This is a genomic window from Thermogemmatispora sp. (assembly GCF_019683755.1).
Taxonomy (GTDB): Bacteria; Chloroflexota; Ktedonobacteria; order Ktedonobacterales; family Ktedonobacteraceae; genus Thermogemmatispora.
The window spans coordinates 16,991-28,858 of sequence record NZ_JADGHT010000016.1 but is presented as its reverse complement, the minus strand read 5'-3'; the positions used below and the strand labels follow the sequence as shown (position 1 = coordinate 28,858).

The following is an 11,868-nucleotide window of genomic DNA, read 5'->3' as shown; positions in this document are numbered from 1 at the left end:
GCTTATTCGCGCTTACCCCCCCTCCAGGCCCCAGGCTGCGTCTACTGAGGCGCAGCCTGCCTGGTTTGGCGAACCCATCCACACGCCTCATCTTCTTGCACTCTGGATCTGGCTCTGCATTGCTCGCTAAGCGAAGTAGAGCATTCCGCGGCCTCCCCGGTGGCATCGCCGCAGGTCAGAACTGGCAAACCCTTCTTGACTGACTGTCAGTCAGATTTGTCAAGGGGCCGTGAAGGCGCTTGGGAAGTGGAGCGAGCCGTTATGAGGGTACCTGAAAGGCAGGTCGGATTATGCTATACTTACCTACACTATAGAGAGATATGTCGGCTCTTCACTGTGGCTGTATCGCTTTGCCCAGAATCATGCGATGCTGGCATGATCCAGTGTTTCGAGCGACAGAAGGAGGTACCTTCAATGACCATCTCCTCCACCGTGCTATCACCCATCGTGCAACGTCAGAGTCAGGGAGCAGCGTGGCTCTCGCCTGCCGAGCTTGCCATTCTCGAAGCCATCTGTGACACCTTACTGCCCTCCTTAGAGCCACCCCCGGGGGCCAGCCCTGAGGAGGCTGCCTACTATCGCCGGCGGGCTGCCGATCTCCAGGTGGCCCAGCGGATGGCCGAAATGCTAGCGCTAGAGAACGAAGAGCGCAAAGGACAGATTCGCCAGCTTCTGGCTGTCCTCAGCAACCCACTAGCCTCTCTGTTCTTGGTTGGTAGATTGCAGCCCTTCATTCGTCTGCCCCAGGAGCAGCGCGAGCGCTATCTCCTCGCTCTGGCCAACAGCCCGCTCGGCTTGCTGCGTCAGGGCTTTCAGGCTATGAAGCGTCTGGCCGGCTTCATCTTCTTTGCGGCTCTTGACGAGCAAGGTCGCAATCCTAACTGGGCCATCCTGGACTATACACCGCCACAGGACCCGCCGGCGACCGTGGCGCGTCCGCTGCAGCCTTTCCCTATCGAAGGCGATACTGTGCTAGAGGCCGACGCTGTTGTTATCGGCTCCGGCGCGGGTGGGGGAGTCGTGGCCGGTGAGCTGGCGCGGGCCGGTAAGAATGTGGTGGTTCTTGAAAAAGGGGGGTATTATAATGAGGAGACCTTTCCGGTTGAGGAAGGGCGAGGGATGACCGAACTCTACCTGCAGCGTGGCCTGTTGACCTCGCGCGACCTCGGTATCACCGTCCTGGCCGGCAGTACGCTTGGCGGGGGCACGGTCGTCAACTGGATGACCTCTTTCAGAACACCAGAGGATATCTTGGATGAGTGGGCAAAGCGATCCGGTGTTGCCGAGCTGACGGGGAAAAGTCTGCAGGATAGTTTCGCTGCCGTGGAGGAGCGCATCAGCGTCAATCTGGAGAACAGCGCTCACAATCGGCAGAATCAGGTCTTGGCCGATGGGTGTACGGCCCTGGGCTACCATGCGGGCGTGTTACGGCGTAATGCCGTCGGTTGTAACCAGCGCTGTGGCACCTGCTGCTTTGGCTGCCGCTACGGCTGCAAGCAGTCGACTCTCAAGACCTATTTGCAGGATGCCTTTGAAGCGGGGGCGCGCATCATCGTCAACTGCAGCGCTGATCGGGTCCTGATCGAGCAGGGCCGTGCCGTTGGCGTCGTGGCTACCGTACGTGACCCCCAGAGCGGACGTCTCAGTCGTTTGACTGTGCGCGCACGCGCGGTCATTGTAGCGGCGGGTGCCATTCACTCGCCAGCCATCTTGCTGCGCTCCGGTCTGGATAATCCTCACATTGGGCGCCATCTGTATCTGCATCCAACGGCGGTCATGGCCGGTCTCTATCCTGACAAGATCTATCCCTGGAAAGGAGTCCTGCAGTCGGCCTACAGTAACGAATTCGGTCATCTGGACGGTACCTATGGCTATAAGCTGGAGACTGCCCCTGTGCATCCAGGCATGCTCGGCGTGGCTATGCCCTGGTGGTCGGCGCGTGACTATCGCCGTGAGCTACTCCAGGCGCCTTATGTAGCAGCCTTCATCGTACTGACACGTGATCGCGGCGAAGGCCGCGTCTCGCTCGGCAAAGACGGCGAGCCGGTTATCGATTACGTGGTCTCGGTCTACGACCGCCGCCATCTGCTTCATGGCATGGCGCAGGCCGCACGAGTGCATTTCGCCGCCGGGGCCCGGGCCGTGCTCTCTCTGCATACACGGCGCACCCGCCTCGAACGCGCCGCCGATGGTACCCTTGATGAACGACAGTTTCGCGACTTCGAGCGCCAGCTTGAGCGTCACGGCCTGGCTCCCAATCGCCTCATGGTCTTCACGGCCCACCAGATGGGCACCTGCCGCATGGGTATCGACCCACGACGGGCGGTCGTCGATGGTAATCATGAGGTGCATGGCGTGCGTGGCCTCTTCGTCTGTGATGGCAGCGTCTTCCCCTCGCCCTCCGGCGTCAATCCAATGCTCTCAATTATGGCGCTGGCCCACAGGGCGGCGCAGTATATTAAGTCAACGCTATAGGGGAATATGCTGTATCATACTCACATGATGCGCAGACCCTCCCCTTTCAGGCAGCAGGGCGAAGAGGACGAAGATCTCTCATGGCGAGAACGTCTTGTTCGCTTTGTGCGGAGCGTGCCGGGTGCCCTTGTCGGCCTGGCACGCTCTCTGCGCCTGGTCTGGGAGACTAATCCTTGGCTCACTCTGGGCCTGGCTCTGACGACTCTGCTACTGGCCTTTGTTCCAGCCTCGACTATCTATCTCAATAAGCTACTGCTGGATGCCGTGGTGATGGCTATCCGGGACAGCACACAGGCTGGCTCCTATCTGCGGATGATCGTTGTCCTGGCAGGGCTGCAACTCTTGCTGAACCTCCTGATGAGCTTGCTGACGACCCTCAGCAATACCTTCCAGCAGATTCTGCAGGACGAAACGGCCAGTCGCGTTCAGTACCTGCTGATCGAACATGCTCATACCCTCGATATGGCCTTCTTCGAACGCTCGGAGTTCTACGACAAGTTGCAGCAGGTACAGCAGGAGGCCATGCTGCGCCCGGTGATGATGATCGCCGGCACCTTTACGCTGTTGCGCAACTCCTTAACCTTCGGCTCAATGATTGTCTTGCTGGTTCGGCTGGAGTGGTGGCTGGCTGTCATCTCTCTCATCGCGCCCGTGCCTGCCTTCATTGCCGATGCACGCTATGGCTGGCGCGGCTTCCAGCTCAGACGTCGCCAATCTCAGGAGCGCCGCATGCAGGCTTATCTGGTCAACCTGCTGACCACCGACTCCTATCAAAAGGAGATCAAGATCTTTCATCTGGGGCCGTTCTTTATTGAGCGCTTTAAGCAACTGGCTGAGCGTTTCCTCAGCGAGGAGCGCCGGCTAGTGGTGCGGCGCTATCTGGCCGGCTTTGGCTGGGGTTCGCTGACAACCTTAGTGAGCAGTGGCACTTTTCTCTATGTGGCTATCCAGGCGATCTTTGGGCGCGTCTCGATCGGTGACTTGACGCTCTATACACAGGCTGCTAACTCAGTGCAGAATAATTTCCAGAATATTTTGAGCGGCTTTTCATCGATGTATGAACATAATTTGTATCTGAGCACCCTCTTTGAGGTGCTGGCGCTGCGCCCGGAGATGCCGCGTCCGGCCAAGCCGGTGCCGCTGGAGCGCCCATTTACGCGCGGCATTGAGTTTCGCAATGTGACTTTTTCTTATGAAGGACGTCGAGAGCCAGCGCTACGCAATGTGAGCTTTAAGCTGGAGATCGGTCAGACGTTGGCCATTGTCGGACGTAATGGGGCTGGCAAAACTACCTTGGTCAAGCTGCTGGCGCGCCTCTACGATCCTCAGGAAGGTCAGATTCTGGTCAATGGGCACGATATCCGTGAATATGATCCCGATGAGCTGCGCCGCGAAATCGGGATCATATTCCAGGATTTCGTCCAGTACCAGCTTTTGGCGCGTGAAAATATCGGCGTCGGCCAGGTTGACTTCATTGAGGATCGGGCGCGCATCGCGACGGCCGCTCAGAAGAGCGGCGCCGACGAGGTGATTGCGCGCCTGCCCCAGGGCTACGAAACCATGCTCGGACGCTGGTTCGAGGAGGGTCACCATCTCTCGGGCGGCGAGTGGCAGAAAATGGCTCTGGCCCGTGGCTTCATGCGCGACGCGCAGATTCTCATTCTCGATGAGCCAACATCGGCGCTGGATGCCCAGGCCGAGCATGATCTGTTTGCACGCATGCGCGAATTGACTCGCGGGCGCATGGCCATCTTTATCTCGCATCGCTTCTCTACAGTGCGTGTCGCCGATCATATTCTTGTCCTGGAGCGTGGCCAGGTGATCGAGCAGGGCAGCCATGAGGAGCTGATGGCTCGGGGCGGGCGCTATGCTGAACTCTTCAATCTGCAAGCCTCGTCGTATCGCTAGCGCTCTCGCTCTTCTTCTCTGTTGCGGCTGACTGGACTTGTCGCCTGCCAGACCAGGTCGGTCAGGCTCAGAAGACTACAGTGAGAGTAATGTGCTTGCTCACTGGCGTCGGCTAATGCCCAAGCCTCTTTCGATGCCCGAGAGATCATAGATGCCGCCGCGCTGCTCGTAACCGCCTGTAAAGGGGTCAGTGGCCAGCAACATCGGGGTGTCGAGGTCGATGAAGCGAAAGCCGCCCAGGCCAGCAACAAAGTGGGCAGCGGCACTGATGGCCAAACGTGACTCCATCATGGCGCCAATCATGAGCTGGGTGTGGGTGGCGCGACAGACAGCGGCGATGTCAAGGGCTTCAACAATCCCGCTTTTCATGAGCTTGATATTGACGACGTTAACCGCGCCCATTGCAATGAGGTGAGCGACGTTGGCGGCACTGTAGGCGCTCTCGTCGGCGGCCACCGGTACGGGGCTGTGCTGGGTGACGTAGCGCAGGCCCTCGTAGTCGTCTTTGGGGACGGGCTGCTCTAGCAGCAAAGGACGAATGTCGCGTTCGTCCAGGGCTTCCAGACAGAGCAGGGCTTCGGCAGGTGTGTAACCCTGGTTGGCATCCAGGGTCAGGCCCACGTTCGGCGCTGCTTCGCGCACCGCTTCGACGCGAGCTACGTCCTCGCGCAGGTCGCTGCCAACTTTGATCTTGATGGTGCGGATGCCTCGTTCAACAGCGGCTCGCGCTAGCTCGTAAGCGTGTTCCGGCTCGACCAGCGGAATGCTGATGTCGGTCTCGACTGCAGTGCTGGCTCCTCCGAAGAAGGCGTAGAGAGGTAAGCCGTAGGAGCGTGTCAGAGCGTCGAGCAGGGCCATTTCGAAGCCGGCGCAGACAGATGATTGGCTAAAGTAGAGGCTGCGCAGCAGGCGGGCAAGACTGCGCCATTGGGCGGCGTCTTTGCCTTGCAGCAGGGCGGCACAACTGCGGGCTGCAGCCAGGGCTGTGTTTTGGTCTTCGCCCAGGCTGGGCAGGAACGGCGCAGCCTCACCATAGCCGACACTGCCGTCTTCCAGGGTGATGGTGATGAGCACATTGTGCGCTTCGCTGGTGCTGCCTGTGGCAATGGTGAATGGTTCCAGCAAAGGGATATTGAGCGGTTCAACGGTGATGGCGGCGATGGTTGTACGTGTGGTGCGCGTGTGATTGATGTGGGCCATAGTCTCTCTCTGTCTCCTGGTTCTCTGCTGGGCTGGCTGAGTTGAAGGATTGAACCGGTGCTCTCTGCTCTCTGATCTCGGTCCACCTGACCACCAGCTCTCGGCTCGGACCGGCTCGGCACTAATTGGACGCGTGTGCATTCCCCTAGAGCTGTAGCTGCGTGCGGTTACGCTGGCGATCTGCATGGCGCTCTAAGGCTAGCTCGATCAGGCGATCAAGCAGCTCTGCGTAGGATAGGCCGCTGGCTTGCCAGAGCTTGGGGTACATGCTGATGGTGGTGAAGCCAGGCATGGTGTTGACTTCGTTGATGTAGATGTGCCCGCTCCGCCTGTCAAGGAAGAAGTCGACGCGTGCCAGGCCGCTCAGATCAAGGGCGAGAAAAGCTTGGACGGCATAGCGACGTACCTGGTCGGCTAGCTCCTGCGGTAGGTCGGCAGGAATCACAATCTGGGAGCGGTTGTCGATATACTTGGCGCGGTAATCGTAGAATTCATTGCTCGGAATGATTTCGCCGACAACCGAGGCTAGTGGCTCATCATTGCCAAGAACGGCGCACTCAAGCTCGCGGCAGTCGACGCCCCGCTCAACTATGATTTTGCGATCGTATTCGGCGGCAAAGGCAATAGCTTGCTCTAGCTCCTGACGGTTGTGGGCTTTGCTAATGCCAACGCTCGAACCAAGGTTGACCGGCTTAACAAAGCAGGGGTAGCCAAGCCTTGCCTCGATGGTGGCTATGATAGGAGCAGGGTCACGCTCCCAGTCGTGACGGCGGTAGACCAGGTAGTCGACGATAGGAAGACCGACGACCTGGAAGATCATTTTCATTTTCTCTTTGTCCATGCCTAGGGCAGAACCCAGGACACCACAGCCTACGTACGGCACGCTGGCCATCTCTAGCAGCCCTTGCAGGGTGCCATCTTCGCCATAGGTGCCGTGGAGTACTGGAAAAATGACATCGAGCCGACCCGCCTCTCCCGCTACGCTAGCTACCTCGATGCCGGTCTCCGGCTGGCTCAGCGGCACTAGATGCCCTGCCGTGGGATCAGCAGGTAATGTGACTGCCAGGCTCTCGCTGAGGAGATCGCCTTGCTCTGGGCCTGTTTCTGCGGCGAGCAGGCGCTGGGGCTCGACCCCAAAAAGCCAGCGCCCTTCCTGGGTAATGGCAATGGGCACGATCTCGTATTTGTCGCGGTCGAGGTGCTCGATGATGGAGGTGGCGGAGGCAATCGAGACTTGATGTTCGCCTGAACGCCCGCCAAAGATGACGCCGATGCGCAGCTTGCCTGTCTCTGGTTGCGGATGCTGCATGCTTTTCTCTCCTTCTTCCTCTCTTCCTGCTTATTTGAGGCCGGTTGGCTGCTCGCCTGGAGCTTGTGGATCGCCTGGCCACAGGCTGAGCAGGGTTTCCATTGCCATGCCACGTGAGCCTTTGAGCAGCACCAGGTCGGCGGGTTGCACCTCTGCCGCAAGGAGGGCAGCCGCGGCGCGCTTGGCCTCTTCCAGGGCGGCGCGGTCGTGCGGGTCAGCGGGGAAATAGTGAGTGCGCTCAGGCGACAGGCCGGCGGCCAGGGCGCCCTCAACATAGTAGCGAGCCTGATCACCGATCGCGACGAGGTGGTCAATCAGGGGACCGATGGCCTCGCCAGCGCGGCGATGTTCGCGTTCGGCATAAGGGCCTAGCTCAAAGATATCGCCGAGCACAGCCCAACGCCTTCCTCCGTCCGCGACGGGTGTGGCCTGCATGGCACGCACAATGGCAATGATCGACTCGGCGCTGGCGTTGTAGCTGTCGTCGATAAGCGTGCTTCCATTGGGACCAGGCTTGATCTCACCGCGTCCCTTAACAGGCGTTAGCGACTCCAGGGCGGCGCGAATCTCGCTGAGGGGAAGACCTGCGGCGCAACCGACTGCCGCTGCGGCAGTGGCGATGTAGATACCGTGGTCGCCTGGAATGTGAAGCTGCACCGCACACTGTTCGCCGTGGTAGCTGAGCAGAAAACGCCGTCCCCGCAGGGGGTCCCCGCCATCAGGAATAGCTCGAACCTCGGCTTGCTCGGCTGTGCCATAATAGACAACACGCGCCCGCGTGCGGGCCGCCATGCCGCGTACTCGGGGATCATCGTAGTTGAGGAAGGCTATCCCTTCGGGAGACAGGGCCTCAACTAGCTCGCCCTTGGCTTGGACGATGCCCTCAACCGATTTGAAAAATTCAAGGTGCGCGCTGCCAACGTTGGTGATCACTGACCAGTGAGGCCGGGCAATGGTGCGACAGAGCCAGGCCAATTCCCCAACCCACTGAGCTCCCATTTCTAAGACAGCATAGCGGTGCTGCGGCTCTAGACGCAGTAGCGTCAGGGGATAGCCAATTTCGTTGTTGTAGGATGCAAAGGTCTTGAGGGTTGGGGCTTGCCGACTTAAAACTGTAGCAATGGCTTCCTTCGTGCTTGTTTTGCCATTACTGCCGGTGATGCCAATAAAGATCGTGTCTTGCTGACGCTGGGCGCGCTCACGGGCGATAGCGTGCAGGGCTTGCAGAACGTCGGGAACGACGATTTGCAGAAAGGAGGAAGGCACATCCTCGCTTGGTTGGCTACAGAGTACGCCGCCAGCTCCCTTGCGTGCGGCCTCAGCAATGAAGCGATGGCCGTCGACATGCTGGCCCTTGAGGGCGATAAAGAGGTCGCCGGGCTGAAGCTGACGGCTATCATGGTGGGCCGCTGGAAAGCTGCGCTCCGTTTCCTGCTCGCCAAGGCCGTAGAAGCGCGCGCTATCTCCGCATGCTTGACGAATATCACTGAGGGTAAACATTGGCGCTGCGTTCTCTCCTCTGCCGACTGCTACCTATATCTGTTGACCTGGCTGGCGATTCCTGGGCCATTATACCATAGCCTTTGTAGCTGAGGCAGACTGGGCCAGAGTGACTCGGGGTCGTCCCGTGTCTGCACTGCTGGGGGATGTGATAAGGTTAAGAGAGAAAAGAGCGGGGCGGGACGAAGCCATAGGCGGGTTTGTCTGTCCTTGCTCAAGAGGTGAGCAATCTGCCAAATGGAATGGAGGAATGCGTCGATGCGAGCAGTTGTCATTACCCGTCCTGGTGGCCCAGAGGTGCTTACTATTCGTGAGGTACCAGTGCCAGAGCCGCAGGGCGATCAGGTACGCGTGCGCGTGCACGCCGCCGGTTTAAATCGAGCCGATTTGCTCCAGCGAGCGGGTGGCTATCCGGCGCCGCCGGATGTGCCTGCTGACATCCCTGGGCTGGAGTTTGCCGGGACTGTCGATGCTGTAGGGCCACTGGCGCGCCGTTGGCGGCCTGGTCAGCGTGTGATGGGTCTGGTCGGTGGTGGGGCTCAGGCCGAGTATCTCGTGATTCACGAGGGCTTACTCGTCGAGATTCCCGATAATTTGGATTTTATCCAGGCGGCAGCTATTCCCGAGGTCTTCATGACCGCTCACGATGCTCTCTTTACGCAAGCCGGGCTGCAGATGGGGGAGCGGGTGCTCATTCACGCTGCTGGCAGCGGCGTGGGGACGGCGGCCATTCAGCTCGCACATGCCGCCGGAGCCACAACCTTCGGCACCTCTCGCACGCCGGCCAAACTGGAGCAGGCTCGCGAGCTGGGCTTAGACTACGCTCTTGCTGCTCAGGACTTCGCCGCTGAGGTGCAGCGCCTCACTGGTGGCCAGGGGGTGCAGGTGGTACTGGACTTCGTTGGCTCGGCCTACCTGGCTCAGAATATGGAGGCTCTTGCTCCCTGGGGGCGCATGGTCATTCTGGCCACAATGGGCGGGGCTCAGGCTGAGATCAATCTAGGGCTGCTCATGGCTAAGCGTCTGCAACTTCGCGGCTCGACGTTGCGTGCACGCACTCTGGAGGAAAAGCTGTCCGTTACGCGCCGTTTCGCAGCTTCAGTCGTGCCGCTGCTGGCCAGTGGCAAGATCAGGCCGGTCATTGAGCGCGTCTATCCGCTAGAGGAGATTGCCGAGGCTCACCGCTATATGGGCGAGAACCGCAACTTTGGCAAGCTGGTCCTCTCCCTCTCCTCCTAGCTCAAGCTGGCTGGCAGACAGTAGATAGGAGGCAGGAGCAGGTGAGCGGAGCAAAGCGATGACCGGGCTGCCTGCCCTGGCCTCTCCTTTTGTCTGGCCTTGCTGTGCTGTTTGGGCGCGGCTGAAAGGGATGGGGGAACGGGTAGAGAAGAGCCTGGATCGCCTGCGGTAGATTGAGACCAAGGTGGATGCTGCAGCTAGGCTGAGGTTTGGCGCTCATTTTCGTTCTCCTGCGCGCCTGGCTCCCGCTGGCGGATCAGGACCTTATCGACGCGTCGGCCATCCATATCAACGACTTCCAGCTCGAAATTCCCCAGGGTCAAACGGTCCCCTTCCTGGGGGATGCGATCGAGATGGGCCTGTACCAGGCCGGCGATACTGCTGTACTGACCGCGCTCTTCCTCGGGAATGGGAGGCAGTCCGATCTGCTCGCGTACGCTCTCATAGCTCTCTAAGCCGTCCACCAGCCAGGAGCCGTCTTCCCGCTGCACAATGCTGCGCTCCTCATCGACATCGTATTCATCCTGAATCTCGCCCACTAGCTCCTCTAGCAGGTCTTCCATTGTGACCAGGCCACTCACCTGGCTATATTCGTCGATTACAATAGCGATCTGGGCGCGCTCGCGCTTGAAGCGGCGCAAGAGATCATCCAGGTGGTGCTGTTCCAGGGCAAAGATCGGCGTCCGTAACAGGCGCAGGTAGTCGCGACTGTTGCTGCCGGTGATCATGTAGAGCAAGTCTTTCGCGTGCAGGATGCCAAGGATGTTGTCGATCGTGCCACGATAGACCGGTAGGCGGCTGTAGCCGCTCTCGCGGAAGACGTGCGCTACCTCCTGCAGCGAAGCGCTCGCCTCGATGGCTACAATCTCGCTGCGAGGGCGCATGATCTCGCGTAGGGTACGATCGGCAAAATGAAGGGCACGGCGGATAAACTCTTCCTCCTCACGCTCCACTGTTCCACTGGTGAAGCCCTCATGTGTTAGATAAACGATATCTTCTTCGGTGACTTCTGGCTGAGCTTCAACGCGCTGGCCGAGCAGACGTAGCAGCAGGTTCGTGGAGAGCGTCAGCAGGCCTACTATCGGGCGGGCAATGCGTGAGAGCAAGGTCATGACCGGAGCGGCGGTGCAGGCCACGCTTTCGGCGTGCTGCAGGGCCAGGCGTTTGGGAGCCAGCTCGCCGATCACAAGCGTAAAGTAAGTGATGAGCAGCACGTCAATGGCGAGCGCCAGGCTGTCGGCGTAGCCCCCTACCACTGGTAGGGTACGCAGCCAATCCGCCAGCGGACCACTCAGGCTAGCACCGCTGAAAGCTGCCGCCAGGGTGCTGATGAGGGTAATGCCTACCTGGACGGTCGCAAGAAAGCGGTCCGGTTCCTCGGCCAGCTCCAGGGCCTGCCGCGCTCGTTTCTTCCCGGCCTCCGCTTGCTGCTGCAGCCTGCCTCGACGCGCCGAAACGGTGGCAATCTCTGAGGCTGCAAAGAAGCCATTGGCAACCATTAATAGAAAGATCACTAGCAGTTCAAAGCCGAGTCTACCGGACATACCTCCGCGCTCCTCTCTTTTCACTTTCTCAGAGGTCCTGCTCTCCTTCTGCTCTCATAGGCCTCTACCTATGCTACGCAGGGCCCAGACACCAAGCTCGGGGTCCCTGCCAGGCCTGGACCCCACCATCTGGCGTCAGACGCCTGACACTGGCTAAGTAGCTGGCTTAACACTGCTGGGTCAGGCATGCCTGGCCGTCCGTATTGAGCAGGGGTAGTCTCTATTCTAACACGTCTGCTGTGCAGGGGGTGAGAGGCAGGTAGTCCCTCCCTGATTGCTAAAGGAAGAAGAACGCTGGCGCCTGCGGCCTTCTGCTGGCGCCGCCTAGACGGTGCTGGGATAACACTGGGATGGCTTTGCCCTCTACCAGGTCATGGCCCGGCTTGCCGAGGCAGTCGACTATCTTCGGCATGACAGCACTCGCGCTTATGAGCTATAATAGCGATCGGGGCTGGCAAGCAAACGATCGATGTGTGTCCAAGACAGCCTCCACTTGCCCACTGGCAAGCGGCGTACTGTATCGACTGCGCTGCTAGGGGAGCCGTTTCAGGCTGAGAGGGCGGCCATCGCTAGATGGCCTGCCGACCCTGAGAACCTGATCTGGGTAATACCAGCGGAGGGAAGCGGCGAGCGCATTCCACGCTCTGCTGTCATCTGCGCTTCTATCTTCCATTTCTCTGCTCTGTGTTCCTT

The 11,868-nt window shown here is 59.7% G+C and carries 7 protein-coding genes and 1 riboswitch; of the genes, 3 read left to right on the top strand and 4 right to left on the bottom strand.

Annotation, left to right across the window (positions count from 1 at the left end; genetic code table 11):
- The first annotated feature begins 414 nt into the window (after positions 1-414).
- Both IRZ24_RS02625 and IRZ24_RS02620 read left to right on the top strand, forming a co-directional pair.
- A complete protein-coding gene (locus IRZ24_RS02625; protein WP_297160266.1) occupies positions 415-2,475 on the top strand; it encodes a GMC family oxidoreductase N-terminal domain-containing protein in 2,061 nt (686 codons plus the stop codon).
- A gap of 24 nt (positions 2,476-2,499) precedes the next feature.
- Positions 2,500-4,383 (top strand): ABC transporter ATP-binding protein, encoded by a 1,884-nt coding sequence (locus IRZ24_RS02620; RefSeq protein ID WP_297160264.1) that lies wholly within the window; start codon positions 2,500-2,502, stop codon positions 4,381-4,383.
- 99 nt (positions 4,384-4,482) lie between these two features.
- On the opposite strand, the gene IRZ24_RS02615 is transcribed toward IRZ24_RS02620, so the two are convergent.
- From IRZ24_RS02615 to murF, 3 genes are all read right to left on the bottom strand, one after another.
- The gene (locus IRZ24_RS02615; protein ID WP_297160262.1) at positions 4,483-5,583 is read right to left on the bottom strand and encodes a dipeptide epimerase; all 1,101 of its coding nucleotides are present in this window, start codon (positions 5,581-5,583) and stop codon (positions 4,483-4,485) included.
- Between the two features lie 145 nt (positions 5,584-5,728).
- Complete coding sequence (locus IRZ24_RS02610) at positions 5,729-6,892, bottom strand: D-alanine--D-alanine ligase (RefSeq protein WP_297160261.1); 1,164 nt, start codon at positions 6,890-6,892, stop codon at positions 5,729-5,731.
- Positions 6,893-6,922: 30 nt separating this feature from the next.
- On the bottom strand, positions 6,923-8,392 hold the full coding sequence (gene murF, locus IRZ24_RS02605; RefSeq protein ID WP_297160259.1) for a UDP-N-acetylmuramoyl-tripeptide--D-alanyl-D-alanine ligase: 1,470 nt from the start codon (positions 8,390-8,392) through the stop codon (positions 6,923-6,925).
- Between the two features lie 258 nt (positions 8,393-8,650).
- Between murF and IRZ24_RS02600 the strand changes: the two genes are divergently transcribed.
- On the top strand, positions 8,651-9,631 hold the full coding sequence (locus IRZ24_RS02600) for an NAD(P)H-quinone oxidoreductase (protein WP_297160258.1): 981 nt from the start codon (positions 8,651-8,653) through the stop codon (positions 9,629-9,631).
- A gap of 197 nt (positions 9,632-9,828) precedes the next feature.
- Here the strand turns inward: IRZ24_RS02600 and IRZ24_RS02595 are convergent, their stop codons facing one another.
- Positions 9,829-11,175: a hemolysin family protein gene (locus IRZ24_RS02595; protein WP_297160256.1), complete on the bottom strand. Its 1,347-nt coding sequence runs from the start codon at positions 11,173-11,175 to the stop codon at positions 9,829-9,831.
- Between the two features lie 524 nt (positions 11,176-11,699).
- A riboswitch (TPP riboswitch) is annotated at positions 11,700-11,814 on the top strand.
- Positions 11,815-11,868: the final 54 nt, after the last annotated feature.

Excerpts from the sequence above, each read along its gene's own strand:
- IRZ24_RS02625 (WP_297160266.1), top strand. The coding sequence starts at position 415 with ATGACCATCTCCTCCACCGTGCTATCACCCATCGTGCAACGTCAGAGT.
- IRZ24_RS02620 (WP_297160264.1), top strand. The coding sequence starts at position 2,500 with ATGATGCGCAGACCCTCCCCTTTCAGGCAGCAGGGCGAAGAGGACGAA.
- IRZ24_RS02615 (WP_297160262.1), bottom strand. The coding sequence starts at position 5,583 with ATGGCCCACATCAATCACACGCGCACCACACGTACAACCATCGCCGCC.
- IRZ24_RS02610 (WP_297160261.1), bottom strand. The coding sequence starts at position 6,892 with ATGCAGCATCCGCAACCAGAGACAGGCAAGCTGCGCATCGGCGTCATC.
- murF (WP_297160259.1), bottom strand. The coding sequence starts at position 8,392 with ATGTTTACCCTCAGTGATATTCGTCAAGCATGCGGAGATAGCGCGCGC.
- IRZ24_RS02600 (WP_297160258.1), top strand. The coding sequence starts at position 8,651 with ATGCGAGCAGTTGTCATTACCCGTCCTGGTGGCCCAGAGGTGCTTACT.
- IRZ24_RS02595 (WP_297160256.1), bottom strand. The coding sequence starts at position 11,175 with ATGTCCGGTAGACTCGGCTTTGAACTGCTAGTGATCTTTCTATTAATG.